Source organism: Rhodoplanes azumiensis, assembly GCF_042682915.1.
GTDB lineage: Bacteria > Pseudomonadota > Alphaproteobacteria > Rhizobiales > Xanthobacteraceae > Rhodoplanes > Rhodoplanes azumiensis.
Genome location: NZ_JBHUIW010000015.1, coordinates 26,018 through 48,903, shown reverse-complemented (window position 1 = coordinate 48,903; position 22,886 = coordinate 26,018). Strand labels below are relative to the sequence as shown.

Here is a 22,886-nt window from a genome sequence, read left to right as displayed (position 1 = left end):
CCGTATGTCTCGGTCGTCCGGCCCGCAGTCGCGCCCGTCGGCGAGAGCTTGTCCCCCTGGCCGCCGCGCCGCGACTGCGGGCCTTTCTGTTTCTGCGGAAGGTCCGACATGGTTCGTTTCGAGTCTCGCATGTGGATGTCCGTCGCGGCGGGTCTCGCTGTCGCCATCGCGGCCGCGGCGGGGACGCTGATCGTGACCGAGACGTCCGGTGCACAAGCGCCCGCAGGCGCGGTGCCGATCGCGGCCACCGATGCGAAGGCGGACCCGCGTGCGTTCGCCGTGAGCGAGCGGCAGTTCGAGGATCTCGGCGTCGCCGCCGTCGAGAGCCGCACCTTCGTGTCCCGCCTGGTCACCGACGGTCGCGTCGCCATCGACGAGAGCCGTGCGACGCCGATCTACTCGCCCTATGCGGGCCGCGTGACCCGGCTGTTCGCCAAGCCGGGCGACACGGTCGCGCGCGGACAGCTTCTGTTCACGCTCGAGTCGCCCGACATGGTGCAGGGGCAGAACGACTTCATCACCGCGGCCGCGGCCTTCGACAAGGCGACGTCGCAGCACGAACTCGCCCGGACGGTCGAGAAGCGCAACGCCGATCTCTACGCCGCCAAGGCGGTGCCGCTGAAGGATTGGCAGCAGGCGCAAGCCGATCTCGTCGCCGCGGAGAGCGACCTGCGCTCCGCTCGCATCGGGCTCGAGGCCGCCACCAATAGGCTGCGGATTCTCGGGCGCAGCGACGCCGAGATCGAGGCCTTTCGGGCCACCGGCCGGATCAGCCCGGAGGTGCCGATCAATGCGCCGATCGCCGGCACGGTCGTGCAGCGCAAGGTCGGGCCGGGCCAATACGTGACGGCCGGTTCGAACGACCCGGTCTTCATGGTCGGCGATCTCTCGACCGTCTGGCTGATCGCCAATGTGCGCGAGACCGATGCCGGTCGCGTCGCGGCCGGCCAGACGGTGGAGTTCAAGGTGCTGGCGCATCCCGGTCGGCGCTTCCGCGCGACGATCGACTACGTCGCTGCGACCGTCGACCCGTCGACGCGACGGCTCGCGGTGCGCTGCGTGATCGACAATGCGGACGGTGCGCTGAAGCCGGAGATGTTCGCCAACGTGACCGTCCTGGCGGGCGACACGGCGCGCTCGACCGTGGTGCCGCGGCCGGCGCTGATCTACGAGGGCGACACGGCGCGCGTCTGGGTGGTCGGCAGCGACCGTCGGCTGGCGTTGCGCGACGTGACGCTCGGACGCGCCGACGGGGACGTCGTCGAGGTGGTGTCCGGCCTGACGCCGGGCGAAAAGGTCGTCACCCGCGGCAACCTGTTCATCGATCGCGCCGCGAAGGCGCGGGCCTCGTGACGGTGTACGCCTCCTGAAGGTCCATCGCTCTCCTGACGAAGAACATCGACAATGAACAGTGTCGTCGCGTTCGCGCTGCGCCAGCGGGTGCTGGTCGTGGTGATGTTCCTGGCCTCGATCGTCGGCGGCCTCGTCGGTTTCCGGTATCTCAACATCGAGGCCTATCCGGATCCGGTCCCGCCGATGGTCAACGTCGTCGCCCAGAGCGAGGGCATGTCGGCCGAGGAGATCGAGCGCTACATCACGATCCCGATCGAGACGCAGCTCTCGGGCATCCGCAATCTCACGACGATGCGGACCATCTCGCTCTACGGTCTCGCCGACATCAAGTTGCAGTTCAGCTTCGACTACAGCTACGAGGAGGCGCTGCAGCAGGTTCTCAATCGGCTCGCCCAGCTTCCGGCGCTGCCCAACAACGTCCAGCCGGCGATCAGCCCGGTGAGCCCGATCGGCGAGATCTATCGTTACAAGCTCGTCGGACCGCCCGGCTACAGCGTTCTCGACCTGAAGACCCTGCAGGATTGGGTGTTGGAGCGACGCTTCCGCGCCGTGCCGGGCGTCGTCGACGTGATCGGCTGGGGCGGCAAGAGCAAGACCTACGAGGTGCAGGTCGACTTCGACCGGCTCGTCGCCTACGGCGTCACGCTGCCGCAGCTCGTGCAGACGATCCAGAACAGCAACGTCAATGTCGGCGGCAACACGGTCAATATCGGTCCGCAGGCTGCCGTGGTGCGCGGCGTCGGCTCGATCCGCACGCTCGACGACCTCGGCAGCACCATGCTGGCGCAGAGCAACGGCTCGCCCGTGCTGGTCCGCGACGTCGCGGTCCCCAAGGTGAGCCACGCGCCACGCCTCGGCATCGCCGGCAAGGACGACGACGACGACATCGTCCAGGGCATCGTGCTGATGCGGCGCGGCGAGAAGAGCAGTCCGTCGATCGAGAACGTGCAGCGGGCCGTCGAGCAGATCAACAGCTCGGACATCCTGCCGCCAGGTGTGCGGATCGAGCGCATCTACGACCGCAAGGATCTGATCGATCTCACCACCCACACGGTGCTGCACAACATGGTCGCCGGCATCGTGCTGGTGTTCCTGCTGCAGTGGGTGTTTCTCGGCGACTTCCGCAGTGCCGTGATCGTCGCCGCGACGATTCCGTTCGCCCTCTCCTTCGCGATCGGGATCATGGTGCTGCGCGACGAGTCCGCCAATCTGCTCTCGGTCGGCGCGGTCGACTTCGGCCTCGTCGTCGACGCCACCGTGATCATGGTGGAGAACATCTTCCGCCGCCTCGCGCACGGCCCCGGCGAGACGAGCGGCCGACCCGGCCGGCCGACGGCGGGCTTCGACGGCAAGCTCGCCGTGCTATACGAGGCGGCGACCGGGGTGAACCGGGCGATCTTCTTCTCGGGCGCCATCATCATCGCGGCCTTCCTGCCGCTGTTCACGTTGACCGGCGTCGAGGCCCACATCTTCGGCCCGATGGCGCGCACCTACGCCTACGCGCTCGCCGGCGGCCTGATCGCGACCTTCGTGGTGGCGCCGGCGCTCGCCGCGATCCTGATGCCCGAGCACGTGCGCGAGACCGAGACGATCGTGGTGCGGGCGCTCGCCGCGATCCACCGGCCGGCGCTCGCCTTCGCCATGCGGCGGCGCGGCGTGACCCTCGCCGGCGCCGGCGCGCTCGTCGTCGCGGCGGCGTTCGTCGGCCACTCGCTCGGCCTCGAGTTCCTGCCCAAGCTGGAAGAAGGCAATCTGTGGATCCGGGCGGCGCTGCCGTCGACCATCTCGCTCGAGGAGGGCAACGGCTACGTCAACCGGATGCGCCGCCTGATCCGTTCCTCGCCCGAGATCGAGAGTGTCGTTTCGCAGCACGGACGGCCCGACGACGGCACCGACGCGACCGGCTTCTTCAACGCCGAGTTCTTCGCGCCGCTGAAGCCCGCCTCCACGTGGCGTCCGGGCCTGACCAAGGTCGACTTGACCAACGAGATCCTCGGCCGGCTGCAGGCGGAGTTTCCGGGGGTCGACTTCAACGTCTCGCAGTACCTGCAGGATAACGTCGCCGAGGCGGTGTCGGGCGTGAAGGGCGAGAACTCGATCAAGCTCTTCGGCAACGACCTCGAGGACGTCACGGCGACGGCCAAGCGGATCGAGACGGTGTTGGTCGGCGTGCGCGGCATCGCCGACCTCTCGGTGTTCACCTCGCTCGGCCAGCCGACCGTGCAGATCGACGTCGACCGCGCCCGTGCCGCCCGCTACGGGCTCACGCCCGGCGACATCAACGCCGCCGTTCATGCTGCGGTCGGCGGCCAGTCGGCCGGCGATCTCTACGAGCCGGGCAGCGACCGCCACTTCCCGATCGTGATTCGTCTCGCCCCGGAGTTTCGCCGCAGCCCCGAGGCGATCCGCCATCTGACGATCGGCGCGACGGCCCCGGGCGGCGGCATCGTGCAGATCCCGCTCGGCGACGTCGCCTCGGTGTCGCTGGTCTCGGGCGCCGCGTTCATCTATCGCGAGGGCCAGGAGCGCTACATCCCGATCAAGTTCAGCGTCCGCGGCCGCGATCTCGGCTCGACCATCGCGGAGGCGCAGGCGCGGATCGACGCCGAGGTTCGGCTGCCGCCCGGCTCGCGGCTCGAATGGGTGGGCGAGTTCGGCAACCTGCGCGCCGCTCTGGCGCGCCTCCAGATCGTCGTGCCGCTGACGATCCTGCTGATCGCCGTGCTGCTCTACGTCAACTTCGGCTCGATCGTCGACACGCTGCTCGCCGTCAGCGTCATTCCGATGGCGGTGATCGGCGGCATCGTCGCCCTCGCCCTCACCGGCACGCCGTTCAGCGTCTCGGCCGCGATGGGCTTCATCGCCCTGTTCGGCATCGCCACCATGGAGGGCGTGATCCTGCTCACCTGCGCCAACCAGGCGATCGAGCAGGGCGGCCGCGACCGGCTGGCCGCGATCCGCGAGGCCGCCGAGGTGCGCATGCGTCCGGTGATGATGACCTGCGTGGCCGCCTGCGTCGGCCTGCTGCCGGCCGCGATCTCGACCGGCATCGGTGCCCAGGTGCAGCGTCCCCTCGCCATGGTGGTGGTGGGCGGCATCCTGGTCGCGCCGATCCTGATCCTGATCGTGCTGCCGGTGCTCATCGCCGCGCTGTCGCGGCGTCGGCCCCTGTCGGCCGAGACGCCGCTCTCCGACGAGCATCCCGCCGGGGTCGGCGTCGACGGCGAGCAGCCGGCATGACCACTGCTCGCCGTCGTCGATCAGGGCCGCCGCGGCCGGCGGCCCGCTCAGTGGGCCGGCGACGGCGCCGGCGTCGCCCCCGGGGCGACCTCGCGCGGCTTCACCTCCGGCAGCACCAGGCGGGCGAGGCTCGGGATCACCAACAGGCTGCAGATCGGCGAGAACAGCATGCCGCCGACGATGACGGCGGCGAGCGGCTGCTGCACCTGGGCGCCGATGCCGGTCGAGATCGCGGCCGGCACCAGGCCGATGCAGGCCGAGAAGCCGGTCATGAAGATCTGCCGCATGCGGGTCTCGGCGGCGCCGACGATCGCCTGCTCGGTGCCCTCGCCCTGCTCGAGCGCGCGGCGGATGTAGGAGACGAGCAGGATGCCGTCCATGGCCGAGACGCCGAACAACGAGATGAAGCCGACCGCCGCCGACACGCTGGCGTTCAGTCCGGCGACGTAGAGCCCGATGATGCCGCCGGCGACCGCGAACGGGATGCCGGAGAGCGCCAAGAGGCTGTCGCGCACGCTGTTGAACAGGCTGTAGAGCAGCATCAGGATCATCAGAAGGCTGAGCGGGATGATCAGCGCGAGCCGCGCCTTCGCCTCCTGCAGGGCGCCGAACTCGCCCGACCACTCCATCCTGTAGCCGCCCGGCAGCGGCACTTTCTCGGCGATCTTCTCCTGCGCCTCCTCGACCGTGGAGCCGAGATCGCGGCCGCGGACCGAGTATTTGAGCGGCACGAAGCGCTGGCTGTTCTCGCGGTAGATGTAGGCGGCGCCGGTGACGAGCTTGACGTCGCCGAGCTCGCCGAGCGGCACGTAGGAGGTCGGCAGCTTGGGATCGGCGTTCGGCAGCGCCACCGGGATCGACCGGATGGCGTCGACATTGGCCCGATATTCGGGCGCCAGCCGCACCGTGAGGGCGAAGTTCATCTCCCCCTCGTAGACGCGCGCCACCTGCTGGCCGCCGATCGCCGCCTGCACGACGGCGTTGATGTCGGCGATCGAGAAGCCGTAGCGGGCCGCCTTGGCGCGGTCGATCCTGATGATCAGGTTGGGCTGGCCGAGCAGGCTGAAGGCGGCCGGATCGGTGACGCCCGGCACCTTGCCGATCTCCGACTTGACGCCGCGCGACAGCCGTTCGAGCTCGACCAGATCGCGACCGAAGATCTTGATCGAGTTCTCGCCCTTCACGCCCGAGACGGCCTCCTCGATATTGTCCTGGATGTACTGCGAGAAGTTGAAGTCGATGCCGACGAACTCGCGGTTGAGCCGCTCGGAGAGCGCCTTGACCAGATCCTCCTTGGTCATGCCCTTCGGCCATTCCTCGAACGGCTTGAGGGGCACGAAGAACTCGGCCAGGAACGAGCCGTCCGGATCGGTTCCGTCGTCGCCGCGGCCCTGCTCGGAGAACACGGTGCGGACCGGCGGATAGCTCCTGATCACGTCGCGGATGCGCGCCACCGTCTCGATGCCGGCCTCGAGCGTGATGGTCGGCGGCATCATGGCGCGGACCCAGAGATTGCCCTCCTCGAGCTTGGGAAGGAACTCGGTGCCGAGCCGCATGCCGGCGACGCTGCACAAGGCCAGGAACGCGACCGCCGCCGTGACGGCGATGCGATAGTGGCGGACGGCGCGCGGCAGGATCGCCATGTAGACGGTGCGCAGCCCGCGCACCAGGAGCGTCTCGACCTCGGCGACCCGCTCCGGCAGCAGGATCGAGGAGAGCACCGGCGTCACCGTGAAGGTGGCGATCACGGCGCCGAGCAGCGCATAGGCGTAGGTGCGTGCCATCGGGCCGAAGATCTGGCCCTCGACGCCCCGCATGGTGAACAGCGGGATGAAGGCCGCGATGGTGATCAGCACGGAGAACAGGATCGCCTTGTCGACCTCGACGGCGGCGACCAGCACGCGATGCAGCTTGTCGCCGAGCCGCTCGCTGGTTCCGGAGGTGGACGGCACCGCCGGATGGTGGTGGGCGAGATGCCGGTAGATGTTCTCCAGCATGATCACGGTGGCGTCGATGATGATGCCGAGATCGATGGCGCCGACCGACAGGAGGTTGGCCGATTCGCCCTGCAGCACCGTGATGATGACGGCGAGGAACAGCGCCACCGGAATCGTGCCGGCGACGATCAGGGCGCACCGCAGGTTGCCGAGGAACACCCACTGGATCAGGAAGATCAGCGCGATGCCGAACAGCATGTTGTGCAGCACCGTGTTCACGGTCACGGCGACGAGATCGCCGCGGTCGTAGAACGGCACGATCCTGACGCCGGGCGGCAGACTCCCGTCGGTGTTGATCCTCTCCACCGCCTCGCGCACCCGTTTCACCACGTCCATGGTGCGCTCGAACTTCTGCATCAGCACGATGCCGGTGACGACGTCGGTCTTGTCGTCGCGGCCAGCCATGCCGAGTCGTGGCGTGAAGCCGATCTGGACGTTGGCGACGTCCGACAGCATCACGGGTGCGCCGCCCTGCTGGGTCAGCACGATGTTGCGGATGTCGTCGAGCGAGGTGGCGACGCCGATGCCGCGCACGTTCACCTGCTGCTCGCCCATCGCGATGGTGCGGCCGCCGACGTTCGAGTTGCCGGCCGAGATGGCCTGGATGATCTGCGGCATGGTGATGCCGTGCGCCATCATCCGCACCATGTCGATCTCGGCCTGGATCTCCTTCGTCTTGCCGCCCAGCACCAGCACGTCGGAGACGCCGGGCACGATGCGCAGCCGGCGCTCCACCACCCAGTCCTGCAGGGTCTTGAGCTCCATCACGCTCATGCCGGGCGGACCGACCAGCTCGTAGCGGAAGATCTCGCTGATGGTGCCGGCCGGCGAGATCACCGGCTGCACGCCGTCCGGCAGCTCGGCGTCCTTGAGCCGGTTGAGTGCCTGCTGGCGCACGAAGTGATAGTCGCGGCCGTACTCGAACTGCAGGCGGATGAAGGAGAGTGCATAGACCGTGTTGGAGCGGATGAACTTCAGTCCCGGCGTGCTCGCCACGGCCACCTCGATCGGAATGGTGACGTAGCGCTCCATCTCCTCGGGCGACTGGCCGGGCCGCTGCGCGATGATCTCGATGATCGGCGGCGCCGGGTCCGGATAGGCCTCGATGTTGAGGTTGAGGAAGGCGACGAAGCCGATGCCGAGGAACGCCGCATAGGCGATCATCACCAGGGGCCGGCGCGAGAGACAGAACGCGATGAGTTGCCGCAACATGGGAAGGCCGAACCCGTTCAGTGCTGTGAGGACGGAGGCCGTCCTGCATTCCGATCATTGCCGCGCAGGCGGAGATCCAGAGTCCCTGGCCGTATCGTCCCCGGGGCGAAGCCGTCGCGGGGACGAGCGGAGTCGTTGTCCAGATGGGCCACCGACGCCGCTCTCGCCTATTGCTGCCACTCGTTCTCGACGAAGATGGCGCCGACCGTCACCACCCGGTCGCCGATCGCGACGCCGTCCTTGATCTCGAAGCGGCCGTCCTGCTCCATGCCGAGCGTCACGGTGCGGCGCTCGAAGATCATCGGCTCGGTCTCGATCCACACCACGTCGCGGCTGCCCTCGCGGATGACCGAGCGCACCGGCACCGAAGGCGCCATGCGCCCCGCGCCGGTCTCGATCGTGACGGCGGCGAACATCTCGGCCTTCAGGGCGCCGTCCGGATTGGGCAGCACGGCCCGGACCACCACGCGGTGGGTGACGGCGTCCGACACCGCGCCGATGACGGCGACGCGCGCCTTGAAGAGGCGCCCGGGCAGCGCCGAGATCTTCACGTCGACCCGGTCGCCGACCCGCACGGCCGCCAGGTCCGCCTCCGGCACCTGGGCCTTGAGCCACATGGTCGAGAGATCGCTGATCGCGTAGAGCGGCTCGGACAGCTCGCCGCGGACATGCTGGCCGACCGCCACCTTGCGGGCCGTCACGGTGCCGGCGATCGGCGCCTTGATGATCACGCTTCGGCTGGTGACGCGGCGGGCCGCCAGATCGGCGATCTCCTCGTCGCTGCGCCCGATGATGCGCAGCCGCTGGCGCGACGCCTCGACGGCCGTCTCGGCCGCCCGCAGGTCGCTCTCGGCGGCGACGAGCAGCGCCTGTGCCTGCTGCCAGTCCTTCAGGGCGCCGGCCTTCTGCTCGTAGAGGGCGCGGGCGCGGGTCTCGGCCGTGCGGGCGAGATCGAGCTGCGCCTTCGCCTTGGTCAGCGCGCCGACCGCGGCGACGTGGTCGTTCTGGGGCGGCAGCACGTCGACGCTGTCGAGCTCGACGAGGGGCGCGCCGGGCTCGACCCGCTCGCCGAGCTTGGCGATCAGCCGCGCCACGCGCCCGGAGAACGGCGACGAGACCACCGTGGTCGCGTCCTCGTCGTAGGAGACCTGGCCGATCGCCAGCTTGCGCACCCTGAAATCGCGCGGCTCGATCCGCTCGACGACGATCTGGTGCTCCTGATCGGGCGTCACCCGGACCCGGTTGCCCTCTTTGCTCGGCACGAAGGCCGGCGCGACGCCGGGCGCCAGAACGAGGGCACTGGCGACGGCGGCGGCGAGCAGGCAGGAGACGATCCGGGAGCCGCCGGTCGCGCGGCCCGGGATCCCCGCCTTCGCGGGGACGAGCGGAAACGAGGTCTGATCCATCGCGACTGAAAACCGCCCTAGCGTCCGCTCGCGATGCGATCGATCAGCAGGCTGCCGCCGGCGACGATGCGCTCGCCCGGCTTGAGGCCGTCGACGATCTCGACGATACGGCGGTCCGTCATGCCGGTGCCGACGCGGCGCAGCTCGATCCCCTTGTCGTCGCGCACCACCCACACCTTGGCGACGTTGCCCTCGACGACCAGCGCCTCGCGCGGCACGCCGGCCGCCAGCACGGTGCCGTTGGTGTCGATGGTGACGCTCGCCAGCATCTCCGGCTTGAGGTCGCCGTCGGTGTTGTCGACCGTGGCGCGCACCGTCAGGCGGCGGCTGCCGGCGTCGATCTCGGAGGCGACATAGTCGACGACGCCGTGGAACCGGCGGTCCGGCCAGGCCGGCACCGTGAAGGTGAGCGGCTGGCCGACCCGGATGGACGCCGCCTCGGTCTCGCGCACATGGGCGACGAGCCGCACCTTGGAGAGGTCGGCGACCACCAGGACGGGTTCGCCGGAGGCGCCGACATACTGGCCGGGGCCGATCTTGCGCTGCACCACCGTGCCGGCGAGCGGCGCCGGGATCGGCATGTCGGGGTCGATGCGGCCGCCGGCGGCGAGATCCGCGACCGTCGCCTCGGCGGCGCCGAGCCGGCGCAGCCGGTCGCGCGCGACGTCGAACGCGGTCTCGGCCGAGGCGAGGTCGCTCGTCGCGGCGGCGAGGGCCGCCTGCGCCTGCTGCACCTCCTTCAGCGGCACCGCCTTGGCGTCGAAGAGATCGCGGCTGCGCTTGTCGGTGATGCGGGCGAAATCGGCAGCGGCGCGCGCCTTGGCGAGCCCGGTGACGGCGGCGACGAAATCGTTTTGCGCCTGCACCATGTCGGTCGCCTCGACGACGAACAGGGTCTGGCCGCGGACGATCGTGTCGCCCGCCTTCACCAGGATCCGGTTCACCCGGCCCGCATAGGGCGAGACCACCGGCGTCGCGTGGTCCTCGTCGATCTGGATCTTGCCCTCGGTGATGTGCTGGCAGCGGAACGCGTGCTCGGCGACCGGCTCGACCGCCACCGTGCTCCACTCGCTGTCCTTGAGACGATAGAAGCCGCTGCGCTGGGGCTTGGCATGCGGCGCGTCAGCCGCCGCGGTGGCGGCGGTCGCGCCGGGGAGCTTGCCGCGGCCGGCCAGCGTCCAGGTCGCACCGGCGCCGGCCGCCACCACCAGCAACGCCCCGATCGCGACGATGCGCCCGCGCCAGCCGAATCGTCCCGCCATATCAGGATCCTCCGCCGATCCGGTCACGATCCGAGATGCACGGCGATGCCGCGCGGTAGCCGCACTCTGCCGAGGGTCGATGTCATGGCGGAACCGTGCTGTCGGGGGGTGAACGCTTGTCGTCGGTCTTAGGGGTTCGTTGTCGGTCTTCGTTGTCGGTCTTGGGTATCGCGTGTCTTGGTAGCGTGTCTTGGTATCGTAGGTTTTGCGTATGTCGGTATTGGGTGTCGTGCGTTCGTCGGTTCGGTGTCGGATTCGGACCGTGGCGGTCGTGCGGACGCAGCGGCCGACACCGCCCAGCCGGCACCCGGCAATCTCGCATCAGTCGCTTACATCAACCTTACAAGCGCCCCCGGACGGCGCGTCCCAGGAATGTCCGGGCCGCAGTCGCGGCGAGATGACGCGGTCGCTGCTGCGCGCCTGCCGCGATCACTCCTGTCTGCTGCAACGCGCGCGCCACGATGCAGGTCGCAACTCTGAACATACGTTCATGATTCCCGGTGCGAGCACGCAGGCGTGCGCCGCTTCCTCATGCCACTCGGGCGCCACGACGACGCGGACGTGATCAGAACGTCGAGCGCAGGCGTGTTCCGAACACCGAAGCCGGACCACGATCGCGATTATAACCGGGATTGCTGACGAACTGATAATCGAGCGTCATGCGCCAAGTCCCGAAGCCGAGCGGAAACGCATAATAGGTTTCCACGATCTTTTCGCGGCCCGGATTGGGAAGCATCCCGTCGCCCAGGATCGCGGTGAGACCGCCGGCGTTCAGATAGGCGACGTGAGACGGCGAAATCTGGTTGACGATGCCGGCGATGCCGATGGTGTCGTCGGGTCGCGACCACATCCGGCCGGACAGGACGAGCCCGCCCGCGAGGGCACGCGAGATGTCCGTGAAGGCGTTGGTCTCGACGTTCCCGCTGTTGAAGCCGGCGCGCAGGAACGCCCCGACGGTCGGCGTGATCTCCTGCTCGACGTTGACCGACAGCCCGGTCTTGCTGCGATAGCGGCGCACCGCGGCGAGGTCCGGGGTCGTGCCGGTGAGCTGGCCGTAGGCGATGGCGTCGTCGAAGGTGGCGAGCCGGGCGCGGTTGAGAAAGCCGGTGACGGCGACCTTGCCCTTGCGCCCGGCGATCTCGTGACGGCGCTCGACCTCGCCGACCAACTCGAACTGCTGGAAGGTCGGGTCGAGATCGGTGCTGTTCGGCACCTTCGGCAGGTCGAAGGCACCGGCCCGGAACGTCCAGTCGCCGCGATACCATTCGACCGTGGCGCCGTAGGTGAAGGCCCACGCATCGGCGGCGTAGTCGAACGTGCCGGTGTCGGCGAGCGCCCAGTTGAGGAAATCGGTGCGCGGATCGTGGGCGTATTTGTTGGTGTCGAACACGTCGCCGACCGAGAACTTGCCGACCGTGATCACCAGCCGGTCGCTCGTCTGCTTGCCGGAGAACTGGTTGATCCCCCCCTCGACCGTCTCGGTCTCGCCGCCGAGATCGATGGTCTGGCGCAGGAAGGCGCGGGGCAGCCGTGCATACGGATAGTCGGCGCCGGCCTTGTAGGCCTCGCCGCTCGGAAAGCCGGCGACGCCGAAGCTGCGGCTCAGCCCGAAGCCCTGGTCGATCTCGGGATTGACCCACAGCTCGGCGCCGTCCCACAGGCGCATGCCGATGTAGAAGGTGGCGTCGAAGGTCTGCCGGGCCTGGTTCGGATAGAAGCTGTTCTGGCCGGCATAGGGCGAGCGGAACGGCGATGCGTACTGATGCGTGTACGTGGTCTGGCCGTGGAAGGCGAAACGGTCGGTCTCCAGGCCCGACACGCCGGTGGCGAGCGGATCGAAGGGCGAGCGTCCTTCGCCGAGCCGGTAGTCGAGGCCCAGCCGGATGGTGTGGGCGGAGAGGTCGGCGGACAGAGCTCGGCCGCCCGGCAGCGTCACGCCGTCGGTGCCGAACCCGGTGTAGAGATACTCGGCGCGGGCCGACCAGGCCGGCGTCAGCGGAATCTCGAGCCCGCCGCCCGCCGCCCAACCAAACCGCCACAGGCGGGCCGCGACCGTCCCGTCGGCCTGCTCGTCACCGGTCGCGGCGCCCGGGTTCGGCGTCGCGGTCATCCGGTCGAAGGACCAGGCGAAGCCGGCCGTCGCGTAGGCGAGCCAGCTGTCGAAGGCGTAGCCGACCCGGCCGCGCAGCGTGCCCGCCAGGGTGACGGCCTCGCCGAACGCCGTTTGGTCGCCGCCGGGCGAGACGACGGTCCGGGCAGTGCCGATCGTGTTCGGCGTCGTGATGTCGGCCTCGACGCCGACGACCCACCGGGACGGAAGGGCCCAGTTGTAGCCGGCATGCAGGCCGAGGCTGTAGCTGCCGGTGCCTTTCGCCAGATCGTAGGGTTCGAACAGATCCACCCGTACCGGAACGACCGTGCCGGCCGCCTCGCGCGCCATGCCCTCCGCGTGCCCCGTCGTCCAGCCCCCATGAGCCCCGACGAAGGCGCCGCTCCAATAGGCGAGCGGCACCGAGCCGGACGAAGCGCCCGCGCCTGCACCCGCGCGGAGATCCGCCGCCCCGGCCGGACCGGCCACGAGCAGCGCCCCGACAGCGGCGGTCTCGATCAGGATACGGGTTCGCATTTGTCGTCCATAAACCGCATTCTTACGTTCCGCACCGTCACGACGGCGGCAGGCCATGGTTTGTCGCCGGTTGTGTCGAGCCGACAACACCGCCGGATTCCCCGGGGCGTCTCCTTCGGGGATGTCCCCATGGGGATGTCCCCCGAGAATTACGAAAAGTAGATGACAGCCACGCAACGCCGGTCGTCCGGGGGCCGCCCGGCCACCGCGCATCGGGAGCGCGCCCACCGGCCCTCGCGCCGTCAGCCGTCTGTCAGGCGTCCCGACCGAAAGTCGGGCCATGGCGCCGGAGCCTTCCGGGTGCCGACGCCCGAGCCGACATCATGACCAGAACCACGTACCTTCTCTTGTGCGGCCTCCTCGCGGGCTGCACCGCCACCCTGGCGGCGCGCATCGAGCCTGCCCGCGCCGCCGAGGCGTTGCCCATCACGGCCGTGCAGGCCGAACGGGTGGGCATCGAGACCGCCCGCATCGAGGAACGGCCGGCCACGGCGGGCCTGCGCTTCCCGGCCCGGGTGATCGTGCCACCGAATCGCAGCCGCGTCCTGAATGCCCCGCTCGGCGGCCGCATCGAGACCATGACGGCGACCCTCGACCAGGCGGTCCGTGCCGGCGCGGTGCTGGCCGAGCTGCAGAGCCCGGCACTCGCCAAGGCACAGGCCGATTTTCTCGTCGCCCACGGCAAGGAGCAGCTTCTGCGCGAGACCTTCGAGCGCGAGCAGTCGTTGTCGCCCTACGGCGCCGTGCCGCGCAAGCAGGTCGTCCAGACCGGCAGCGAGTACGCGCAGGCGCGCGCCACCACGGCCGAGCACCGGCAGGCGCTGCGCCACTACGGCATGAGCGACGCCGCGATCGACAAGCTCGTCGTCGACCAGACGCTCGACCCCCGCCTCACCGTGACGGCGCCCGTCGACGGCACCGTGATCGAGACCATGGCGGCGCCGGGCCAGACCGTCGAGGCCCTGGCCCCGCTCTATCGTCTCGCGCAACTCGACCCGCTGTGGATCGAGATCCAGGTGCCGGCCGGACGGGCCGAGAAGATCGCGGTCGGCGCCGCGGTGACGATCGAGGGATTCGAGGTCACCGGCCGGGTCGTCTCGGTCGGCACGACCGTCGATCCGACCGCGCAGACGATCGCGGTCCGGGCGGAGTGCAGCCGGGCGTGCGGTCGGTTGCGGCCCGGCCTGGTGGTCGAGGCCGTGATCGTGCCGATCGACGGAAGCGTGGCCGAGTGGCGGGTGCGCAACGGCGCCGTCGTCCGCCGTGGTCCCGATGCCTTCGTGTTCGTGCAGACCGACGACGGCTTCGTCCCGACCCCGGTGACGGTCCACGAGGAGATGCCCGACTTCGCCGTGGTGAGCGGCGCCTTCCAGGGCGGCGAGCGTGTCGTCGTGCGCGGCATGGCCGCGCTCAAGGGCGCGTGGCAGGGCCTCGGAGGGGTCGACTGATGCTCGACCGCCTCGTGGAGTTCTCGCTGGCGCACCGCCTGCTCGTGGTGCTCGCCACCGTGCTGCTGGTCGGCGCCGGCACCTGGGCGTTCACCCAGCTGCCGATCGACGCCTTTCCGGACGTCTCGCCCGTGCAGGTGAAGATCATCGCCAAGGCGCCGGGCATGACGCCCGAGGAGGTGGAGACGCGCGTCACCGCACCGCTCGAGCTCGAGCTGCTCGGCATCCCCAACAAGAAGATTCTCCGCTCCGTCACCAAATACGCGCTGGCCGACGTGACGATCGACTTCGAGGACGGCGTCGACATCTACTGGGCCCGCAACCAGGTCGCCGAGCGCCTCGCCGGCGTCGTCAAGGACATGCCGCCCGGCGTCACGGCCGGGCTCGCCCCGATCACCACGCCGCTCGGCGAGATGTTCATGTTCACGATCGAGGGCGGCACGCTGTCGCTCGCCGAGCGCCGCACCCTGCTCGACTGGACGATCCGCCCGGCGCTGCGCACCCTGCCGGGTGTCGCCGACGTCAACTCGCTCGGCGGCTACGTGCGCTCCTTCGAGGTCGTGCCCGACAATCTCGCGATGGCGGCGCGCGGCGTCTCGATCGAGATGCTGCAGAAGGCGATCGAGACCAACAACCGCAGCGGCGGGGCCGGCCGCCTCGCCGACGGCGAGGAGGTGCTGCTCGTGCGGGTCGACGGCGGCGTCAAGGCGCTCGACGACCTGCGCACCATCGTGGTGACGGTGCGGGACGGCAAGCCGGTGCGGATCGGCGACCTCGCCGAGGTGCGGATCGGCAGCATCACGCGTTACGGCGCCGTCACCCGCGACGGCGCCGACGAGGCCGTGCAGGGGCTCGTGCTCGGGCTCCGCGGCGCCAATGCCCGGGACGTCGTCGACGGCGTGAGGAAGAAGCTCGCCGAGCTCGCCCCGACGCTGCCGCCGGGCGTGAACATCCGGATCTTCTACGACCGCGGCGACCTCGTCTCGCGCGCCGTGTGGACGGTATCGCGCTCGCTGATCGAGGCGATCGCGCTCGTCGTCGTGCTGCTGGTGCTGTTCCTCGGCGACTGGCGCGCCGCCCTGGTGGTCTCGGTGACGCTGCCGCTCTCCGCGCTCGCCACCTTCGTCCTGATGCGGCAGGTCGGCATGTCGGCCAACCTGATGAGTCTCGGCGGGCTGGCGATCGCCATCGGCATGCTGATCGACGCCTCGGTCGTCGTGGTCGAGAACATCGTCGCGCATCTGGCGAACGACCGGCACCATGGCCGCGTGCCGTTCCTGCACCGCATCTTCCACGCCATGCAGGAGGTCGCCGTGCCGGTGACGTCCGGCATCGCCGTGATCGTCATCGTGTTCCTGCCGCTCCTGTCGCTCCAGGGCCTGGAGGGCAAGCTGTTCATCCCGGTGGCGCTCGCCATCGTGTTCGCGCTGACGAGCTCGCTGCTGATCGCACTGACCGCCATTCCCGTGCTCGCCTCGCTGCTGCTGAAACCCGGCGGCCACGGCGACACCTGGCTGGTGCGCCGCATCGGCGCCGCCTACGACCCGGTGCTCGCCTTCGCGCTCCGCCGCGAGAAGACCGTGCTGGCGGTCGCGGTCGTCGCCTTCGTCGCCACCGGCTTCGCCTACGCCCAGCTCGGCAAGACCTTCATGCCGGTGATGGAGGAAGGCTCGCCGATCCTCAGCGTCGAGAAGCTGCCGTCGATCGGCCTGGAGCAGAGCCTCGCGCTCGACCTCCGCATCCAGAAGACCATCATGACCGACGTGCCGGAGGTGACCGGCATCGTCGCCCGCACCGGGTCGGACGAGCTCGGCCTCGATCCGATGGGCCTCAACCAGACCGACACCTATCTGTTGTTGAAGCCGCCGGAGGACTGGCGCCGGCCCGGCGACAAGGCGTGGCTGATCGGCGAGCTGCGCAAGGCACTCGCCCAGTTGCCCGGCATCGGTTTCAGCTTCACCCAGCCGATCGAGATGCGGGTGCAGGAAATGATCATCGGAGCGCGCGGCGACGTCGTCGTGAAGATCTTCGGTCCCGAGATCGACACCCTCAACCGTCTCGCCGAGGAGATCACCGGCGTGCTGCGCGGCATCGCGGGAAGCGAAGACGTGCGCACCACGCTCAACACCGGCAGTCAGTATCTGGGCGCCCGCATCGATCGGCTGCGGGCCGGACGGCTCGGCCTCGACGTCGACGGCCTGACCGAGGCGCTGCGCACCCAGATCGAGGGCAAGACGCTCGGCGTCGTCGTCGAGGACGGCCGGCGCACCCCGGTGCTGTTGCGCGGCACCGACTCGCTGCGCGAGCAGCCCGCCCGCTTCGCCGATCTCAGCCTCGTCCTCGACGACGGCAAGGCGGTGCCGCTCACCAGTGTGGCGAAGCTCGAGCGGGTCGACGGACCCGTGAAGATCGACCGCGAGAACGGCCGCCGCCTCGCGCTGGTGCAGAGCAATGTCGGCGGCCGCGATCTCGTCGGCTTCGTCGACGAGGCGAAGCGGACCGTCGCCGACAAGGTGCCGCTGCCGGACGGCTACACGCTCGTCTGGGGCGGACAGTTCGAGAACCAGCAGCGGGCCGCCGCTCGGCTCGCCGTCGTGGTGCCGCTCGCCCTGGTGTTGATCTTCCTGTTGCTGTTCGTCACCTTCGTGTCGGTGCGCCAGGCGCTGCTCGTGTTCGTCAACATTCCGTTCGCGCTGATCGGCGGCGTGTTCAGCCTGCTCGGCTCGGGCGAGTACCTGTCGGTGCCGGCGTCCATCGGCTTCATCGCGCTGCTCGGCATCGCGGTTCTCAACGGGCTCGTGCTGGTGTCGTGCTTCAATCAGCTCCGCGACGAAGGATTGCCCGTGGAGGATATCGTCGTCACCGGCGCGCGCCGCCGGCTGCGGCCGATCCTGCTGACCGCCAGCATCACGGCCTTCGGGCTGGTGCCGCTCCTGTTCGCCCAGGGGCCGGGCTCCGACGTGCAGCGGCCTCTCGCCGTCGTGGTGATCGGCGGCCTGGTCAGCTCGACCGCGCTGACGCTTCTGATCCTGCCGATCCTCTACCGCCGCTTCGGCCTACCGAAGGTGTCGCCGGCATGACCCCGACGGCCCTCGTCCTCCGGTCCCTCGTCCTCCAGATCCCGGCCGCGCTCGAGGAGACCGTGATCGACGTGATGCTCGACAACGAGGTCGCGGCACGCGCCGGCTTCGTGTCCCGCGACGTGCGGTTCCACGGTGACGCCGCGATCTATAACAGTGTCATCGAGCAGATTCGCGGCCATACGAAGGTGGTGGAGATCACCGTGACGCTCCCCGAGGCGGCCATCCGCGAGGTCTTGGCGACGCTCGCGGCGGAGCTGCCGGGACGCGGGCTCACGTGGAAGATCGTGCCGATCGTCGAGACCGGCACGATCTGATCAGAAATGCGCGGTCAGGCGCAGCAGAACCTGGTTCTTCTCGTAATTGGTGAGATCGAGCGATCGCGGATCGCCGACCGCCTTGCCGGCGACCTGGTGGTTCCAGGTGCCCGACAGGCCGATCACCTTCGACAGCATCATGTGGAAGGTCGGACCGATATAAAGCGCCTCGCCCCTGAAGTCGGAGAGGCCGAGCGTCCCGTAGGAGCGCAGATACCGGGTTTCGACGCCGATCAGGGTGAGCGGCCGGAACTGGTACGACAGCGCGCCGTGGATCGCCCATTCGGAATCGCGCGCCCAGTCGCGGGTGCCGAGCTCGCGCGAGGTGCCGCCCGACCAGCCGACATTGACGGCGCCGAACAGCTTGTCCTTGAGGATCTCCTTGTCCATCAGGAGCGACAGCACCGTGCCCCAGGCCTCGGTGCGGCGCCCCGAGGTCGGATCGACGCCGGCCCAGCCGGGCTCGAAGTTGACCGTCAGGCCGAACGGATCCCTGTGCCGGTCGAGCACCTTGTAGCGCATCTCGACCGAGGCTTCGTGGAGGTTCGCCTCGCTCAGAGTGTCGAGACCCTCGACGCCGCGGATGCGGTGCGAGCCGAACGTGAAGCCCGGCGCCACCCGGAAGTTGTCCGTCACCGTGTACTTGAAGTGGGTGTGCGTCGCGGTCGAGAAGTAGGTGCCGTAGCGCTTCGCGATGCCCGAGAAGGTCTCGAGCTCCATCTCGAATTCACCCTTCTCGCCGATGTCCGAGCCCATCGTGATGCCGAAGATGTGCTCGGTATCCAGGCCGTCGTCGTGAGACGGCTCGGAGGCGCCGGCCGGACCGCCGAGCACCACGCTCGCTCCGAACAGGGCGGCCGCGAGCAGGCTGCGCCGAGGCGACGAGAAACGCGCGACAGCGCGACGATCCGATGTCATGACAAACCCCCTTTTGGCCGCCCCCGCGGCCACAATGGCCGCACCGTGCAGTTGCAAGTCGTTCGCGTCAAGTAAGTTCGACAACGAATTCAATATGTTAGAATGATTCGAAAGTGCGATTTTCGCTCTCTGGCAGCGCTTTGCGAGACGCTGTTGCCGGACCGCAACGCCGCTGGAATGTTCGGTCGCGACGCATCAGCCCGCTTCGGCTGCGCGTGCCTGGCGCGCCAGAACGCCGTGGCGCGGCGCGATCAGGAAGGCGAGGCCGAACAGGGCGGCTTGCGTGAGCACGATGCAGGCGCCGGGAGCGCCGTCGATGTGGAAGCTCGCCAGCGTGCCGACCACGGCCGAGGTGACGGCGCTCGCGGCGGCGATCGCCAGCATGCGGCCGAACCGGTCGGTGAGCAGATAGGCGGTGGCGCCCGGCGCGATCAGCATGGCGATCACCAGGATGATGCCGACCGCCTTGAGGGCCGCCACGATGGTGAGCGCGAGCAGCACCAAGAGGCCGTAGTGCAGCACACGCACCGGCAGGCCGATGGTGCGGGCATGGCCCGGATCGAAGCAGTAGAGGAGGAGATCGCGGCGGAACGCCAGCACGACGAGGAGCGTGCCGCCGGCGACCACGGCGGTCTCGATCACGTCGCGGGCCGTCACGCCGAGCACGTTGCCGAACAGGATGTGGTCGAGATGCTGGTCGGTGTCGACCCAGGTGAACAGAACCAGGCCGAGGCCGAACATGCCGGAGAACACGATGCCCATCACGGTGTCCTCCTTCACCCGGCTGTTCTCCTTGAGATAGCCCGTGAGGAGCGCGCAGGAGAGCCCGGCCGCGAAGGCGCCGAGCGCCAGCGGCAGGCCGGCCACATGGGCGAGCACGATGCCGGGCAGCACGGCGTGCGAGACCGCGTCGCCCATCAGTGACCAGCCCTTGAGCACCAGGAAGCACGACAGCACCGCGCAGACCGCGCCGACCAGCACGGCGACGAGAAGTGCGCGCTGCATGAACGGATAGGCGAGCGGGCCGGCGATCCAGTCGACGATCAGGCTCACGACACGGCCCCCAGGGTCGCGGCGCGGCGGCGGCGCGCGGCGAGCACGCCGTGCTTCGGCGCGAACACGAAGGCGGCGAGGAAGACGAGCGTCTGCAACGTGACGATCACGCCGCCCGTCGCCCCGTCGAGGAAGTAGCTGAGATAGGCGCCGATCGCGCTGGTCGTCACGCCGAGCGCGACGCTGATCGCGATCAGCCGGCCGAACCGGTCGGTGAGCAGATAGGCGGTGGCGCCCGGCGTCACCACCATGGCGATCACCAGGCAGGCGCCGACCGCCTGGAGGGCCGCCACCGTGCAGGCGCTGAGCAGGGTGAAGAAGACGATCTTCAGGGCGCCGACCCGCAGGCCGATGGAACGGGCGTGCGCCTCGTCGAAGAACGTCACCATCATGTCCTTCCAGACGACGGCCATCACCAGAAGCGACACGGCCGCGATGATCACGATCTGCACCACGTCCTCGTCGGCGATGGCGAGGACGTTGCCGAGCACGATGGTCTGGATGCTCACCGCGGTCGGCCGCAGCGAGGCGATCAGCAGGCCGAGCGCGAACAGCGTGGTGAAGACGAGGCCGATGACGGCGTCCTCGCGCAGTCGCGACTTCTGCCGCACGACGACCATGGCGAGCGAGGCGAGGAGGCCGGCCGCGAAGGCCCCGGCCGCGAAGGGTGCGCCGAAAATCGCCGCGATCGCGACGCCCGGAACGATCGAATGCCCGAGCGCGTCACCCATCAGCGACCAGCCCTTGAGCATCAGATAGCTGGAGAGGACCGCGCAGGTGCCGCCGACGAGCGCGCTGACCCAGATGGCCTTGCGCATGTAGTCGTACCCGAACGGGACGAGCAGCTCGGCGACGAGCGTGTCCATGTCAGCTCCGCCCGGTCGTGTCGTCGGGCGCGCGGTCGGCGCCGTCGCGGCCATCGTCGCCATAGAAGACGAGCGGCCGCTCGTCGTCGGTCAGCACCGTGAGACTGCGGCGGTCGGCGTCCTGGTGCAGGGCGGCACCGCCGAGGCTGAAGTTGCGCAGCGCGCCCCCGAAGGTGCGCTCGAGGTTCGCGCGGGTGAACACCGTCGCGGTCGGTCCGGCCGCGACGACGGTGCGGTCGAGCAGCACGACCTGATCACAATAGTCCGGCACGCTGCCGAGATCGTGGGTGGACACCAGCATCACCTGGCCGGCGGCGCGCAGCTCGCGCAGCAGTGCGACGATCGCCGCCTCGGTGGTCACGTCGACGCCCGTGAACGGCTCGTCGAGCAGGACGATGCGGCCCTCCTGGGCGAGCGCGCGAGCGAGGAACACGCGCTTCTTCTGCCCGCCCGAGAGCTCGCCGATCTGGCGCTTGCGGAACGCCGTCATGCCGACCCGCTCCAGCGCCGCGTCGACCTTGCGGCGGTCCTCGCGCGAGGCGATGCGGAACAGGTTCATGTGGCCGTAACGGCCCATCGTCACCACGTCCTCGACCAGGACGGGGAAGTTCCAGTCGACGTCCTCGCTCTGCGGCACGTAGGCGACGATGTTGCGCTTCAGCGCCGCCGCGACCGGCAGGCCGGCGAGCCGCACCTGCCCGGCGGACGGCCGCACGAAGCCCATGATCGCCTTGAACAGCGTCGACTTGCCCGATCCGTTGACGCCGACCAACGCGCAGATGGTGCCGGGATCGAGCGCGAAGGAGGCGTCGCGCACCGCCGTCAGACCGTTCGGGTAGGTGACGGACACGCGGTCGACCCGGATACCGTCGTGGCCCGCAGCCGTGGTCGGCATCTCGGAAGCCGCCAGGATCGTGCGCGCGGGCGTCATCGGGGCGTGCATGTGAGAACCCCGATCATTGCCCGAAGCCCTTCGCGATGGTCTCGACCGTGACCTTCAGCAGATCCAGATAGGTCGGCACCGGGCCGCCGGCGGCGCTGAGCGAGTCGACATAGAGAACGCCGCCGTAGCGGGCGCCGGTCTCGCGCGCGACCTGCCTGGCCGGCTTGTCCGAGATGGTGCTCTCCGAGAAGACCACCGGGATCTTGCTCTCGCGCACCAGGTCGATGACCTTGCGGACCTGGCGTGGCGTGCCCTGCTCGTCGGCGTTGATGGGCCACAGATAGGCCTCGCGCAGGCGATAGTCGCGCGCCAGATACGAGAACGCCCCCTCGCTGGTGACCAGCCAGCGCTGCGGCTCGGGAATCGCGGCGAGCCGCGCCCGTAGCGGCGCGTCGAGCGCCTTGATCTGCTCCGCATACGCCGCGGCGTTGCGGGCATAGGCCTCGGCGTTCGCCGGGTCGCGCGCGGTGAGCGCCTTGCGGATGTTCTCCACATAGACGAGCCCGTTGGTCGGTGACATCCAGGCGTGCGGATTGGGCTTGCCCGTGTACGGCCCCTCGCGGATGCCGAGCGGCGTGATGCCCTCGGTGACGACGACGCTCGGCACCTCGCGCAGGTTGTCGAGGAACTTCTCGAACCAGCGTTCGAGGTTGAAGCCGTTCCACAGGACGAGGTCGGCGCCCTGTGCCCGCACGATGTCCTGCGGGGTCGGCTGGTAGTCGTGGATCTCGGCGCCCGGCTTGGTGATCGATTCGACCACGGCGCGATCGCCCGCGACGTTCTTGGCGATGTCGGCGATCACCGTGAAGGTGGTGACGACCTTGAGGGGCGCACCGGGCGGCCGGGCCGGGGCGGCGCCTTGCGCGACGGCCGGTCCGGACCGGAGCACTCCGGCGGTCGGAACCAAGAGCGAGAGAACGAGCAGCACGGTGACGGGCAGCCCCAGGCGCCCGCGACACCACACCAGCCGGCGGCCGGTCGTCATCCTGCTTCTCCTCCCGCGGCGGACGCCGCTCGTTCGCAATTGCGAATTATTTGCAAAATAGAATGGGCGCGACGCGCGACCCTGTCAATCATTGTTGCGAACGGTTTGCAGGAGGCGGCAGCGGCGGGTTGTCGCGGACGAACGCGCCGGAGGCTGGCGTTCCGTTGCCCGGCCAGGTAC

Annotated in this window: 14 protein-coding genes; 5 read left to right on the top strand and 9 right to left on the bottom strand. The window is 69.4% G+C overall.

The window, feature by feature from the left end; translation table 11 throughout:
- Positions 1-129: 129 nt before the first annotated feature.
- A complete protein-coding gene (locus ACFSOX_RS13635) occupies positions 130-1,353 on the top strand; it encodes an efflux RND transporter periplasmic adaptor subunit (protein ID WP_378478362.1) in 1,224 nt (407 codons plus the stop codon).
- Positions 1,354-1,404: 51 nt separating this feature from the next.
- Positions 1,405-4,593: an efflux RND transporter permease subunit gene (locus ACFSOX_RS13630; protein WP_378478361.1), complete on the top strand. Its 3,189-nt coding sequence runs from the start codon at positions 1,405-1,407 to the stop codon at positions 4,591-4,593.
- 47 nt (positions 4,594-4,640) lie between these two features.
- Here the strand turns inward: ACFSOX_RS13630 and ACFSOX_RS13625 are convergent, their stop codons facing one another.
- The 4 genes from ACFSOX_RS13625 to ACFSOX_RS13610 form a co-directional block, all read right to left on the bottom strand.
- A complete protein-coding gene (locus ACFSOX_RS13625; protein WP_378478360.1) occupies positions 4,641-7,802 on the bottom strand; it encodes an efflux RND transporter permease subunit in 3,162 nt (1,053 codons plus the stop codon).
- A 167-nt stretch (positions 7,803-7,969) separates the two neighbouring features.
- Positions 7,970-9,208 (bottom strand): efflux RND transporter periplasmic adaptor subunit, encoded by a 1,239-nt coding sequence (locus ACFSOX_RS13620; protein ID WP_378478359.1) that lies wholly within the window; start codon positions 9,206-9,208, stop codon positions 7,970-7,972.
- A 17-nt stretch (positions 9,209-9,225) separates the two neighbouring features.
- Entirely contained in the window at positions 9,226-10,470 is a 1,245-nt protein-coding gene (locus tag ACFSOX_RS13615) for an efflux RND transporter periplasmic adaptor subunit (protein ID WP_378478358.1), read from the bottom strand.
- A gap of 565 nt (positions 10,471-11,035) precedes the next feature.
- Positions 11,036-13,096 carry a carbohydrate porin gene (locus ACFSOX_RS13610; protein ID WP_378478357.1) on the bottom strand — a complete coding sequence of 687 codons (2,061 nt, stop codon included), beginning with the start codon at positions 13,094-13,096 and terminating at the stop codon, positions 11,036-11,038.
- A 323-nt stretch (positions 13,097-13,419) separates the two neighbouring features.
- On the opposite strand from ACFSOX_RS13610, the gene ACFSOX_RS13605 reads away from it, so the two are divergent.
- From ACFSOX_RS13605 to ACFSOX_RS13595, 3 genes are read left to right on the top strand one after another with little or no spacing between them, the layout of a single operon-like run.
- On the top strand, positions 13,420-14,544 hold the full coding sequence (locus ACFSOX_RS13605) for an efflux RND transporter periplasmic adaptor subunit (RefSeq protein WP_378478356.1): 1,125 nt from the start codon (positions 13,420-13,422) through the stop codon (positions 14,542-14,544).
- Positions 14,544-17,624: an efflux RND transporter permease subunit gene (locus ACFSOX_RS13600; protein ID WP_378478355.1), complete on the top strand. Its 3,081-nt coding sequence runs from the start codon at positions 14,544-14,546 to the stop codon at positions 17,622-17,624. The genes ACFSOX_RS13605 and ACFSOX_RS13600 overlap by 1 nt, the downstream gene beginning before the upstream one ends.
- The gene (locus ACFSOX_RS13595; protein ID WP_378478354.1) at positions 17,621-17,941 is read left to right on the top strand and encodes a DUF3240 family protein; all 321 of its coding nucleotides are present in this window, start codon (positions 17,621-17,623) and stop codon (positions 17,939-17,941) included. The genes ACFSOX_RS13600 and ACFSOX_RS13595 overlap by 4 nt, the downstream gene beginning before the upstream one ends.
- On the opposite strand, the gene ACFSOX_RS13590 is transcribed toward ACFSOX_RS13595, so the two are convergent.
- The 5 genes from ACFSOX_RS13590 to ACFSOX_RS13570 form a co-directional block, all read right to left on the bottom strand.
- Entirely contained in the window at positions 17,942-18,859 is a 918-nt protein-coding gene (locus ACFSOX_RS13590) for a hypothetical protein (RefSeq protein WP_378478353.1), read from the bottom strand.
- Between the two features lie 195 nt (positions 18,860-19,054).
- Positions 19,055-19,912, bottom strand: a complete 858-nt coding sequence (locus ACFSOX_RS13585) for a metal ABC transporter permease (RefSeq protein ID WP_378478352.1) — start codon at positions 19,910-19,912, stop codon at positions 19,055-19,057.
- Positions 19,909-20,778, bottom strand: coding sequence for a metal ABC transporter permease (locus ACFSOX_RS13580; RefSeq protein ID WP_378478351.1), 870 nt, complete (start codon positions 20,776-20,778; stop codon positions 19,909-19,911). The genes ACFSOX_RS13585 and ACFSOX_RS13580 overlap by 4 nt, the downstream gene beginning before the upstream one ends.
- A gap of 1 nt (position 20,779) precedes the next feature.
- Positions 20,780-21,673: a manganese/iron ABC transporter ATP-binding protein gene (locus ACFSOX_RS13575; RefSeq protein WP_378478435.1), complete on the bottom strand. Its 894-nt coding sequence runs from the start codon at positions 21,671-21,673 to the stop codon at positions 20,780-20,782.
- A 61-nt stretch (positions 21,674-21,734) separates the two neighbouring features.
- Positions 21,735-22,706: a metal ABC transporter substrate-binding protein gene (locus ACFSOX_RS13570; protein ID WP_378478350.1), complete on the bottom strand. Its 972-nt coding sequence runs from the start codon at positions 22,704-22,706 to the stop codon at positions 21,735-21,737.
- Positions 22,707-22,886 lie beyond the last annotated feature (180 nt).

Excerpts from the sequence above, each read along its gene's own strand:
- ACFSOX_RS13610 (WP_378478357.1), bottom strand. The coding sequence starts at position 13,096 with ATGCGAACCCGTATCCTGATCGAGACCGCCGCTGTCGGGGCGCTGCTC.
- ACFSOX_RS13630 (WP_378478361.1), top strand. The coding sequence starts at position 1,405 with ATGAACAGTGTCGTCGCGTTCGCGCTGCGCCAGCGGGTGCTGGTCGTG.
- ACFSOX_RS13580 (WP_378478351.1), bottom strand. The coding sequence starts at position 20,778 with ATGGACACGCTCGTCGCCGAGCTGCTCGTCCCGTTCGGGTACGACTAC.
- ACFSOX_RS13620 (WP_378478359.1), bottom strand. The coding sequence starts at position 9,208 with ATGGATCAGACCTCGTTTCCGCTCGTCCCCGCGAAGGCGGGGATCCCG.
- ACFSOX_RS13625 (WP_378478360.1), bottom strand. The coding sequence starts at position 7,802 with ATGTTGCGGCAACTCATCGCGTTCTGTCTCTCGCGCCGGCCCCTGGTG.
- ACFSOX_RS13605 (WP_378478356.1), top strand. The coding sequence starts at position 13,420 with ATGACCAGAACCACGTACCTTCTCTTGTGCGGCCTCCTCGCGGGCTGC.
- ACFSOX_RS13590 (WP_378478353.1), bottom strand. The coding sequence starts at position 18,859 with ATGACATCGGATCGTCGCGCTGTCGCGCGTTTCTCGTCGCCTCGGCGC.
- ACFSOX_RS13615 (WP_378478358.1), bottom strand. The coding sequence starts at position 10,470 with ATGGCGGGACGATTCGGCTGGCGCGGGCGCATCGTCGCGATCGGGGCG.
- ACFSOX_RS13595 (WP_378478354.1), top strand. The coding sequence starts at position 17,621 with ATGACCCCGACGGCCCTCGTCCTCCGGTCCCTCGTCCTCCAGATCCCG.
- ACFSOX_RS13570 (WP_378478350.1), bottom strand. The coding sequence starts at position 22,706 with ATGACGACCGGCCGCCGGCTGGTGTGGTGTCGCGGGCGCCTGGGGCTG.
- ACFSOX_RS13600 (WP_378478355.1), top strand. The coding sequence starts at position 14,544 with ATGCTCGACCGCCTCGTGGAGTTCTCGCTGGCGCACCGCCTGCTCGTG.
- ACFSOX_RS13575 (WP_378478435.1), bottom strand. The coding sequence starts at position 21,673 with ATGCCGACCACGGCTGCGGGCCACGACGGTATCCGGGTCGACCGCGTG.
- ACFSOX_RS13635 (WP_378478362.1), top strand. The coding sequence starts at position 130 with ATGTGGATGTCCGTCGCGGCGGGTCTCGCTGTCGCCATCGCGGCCGCG.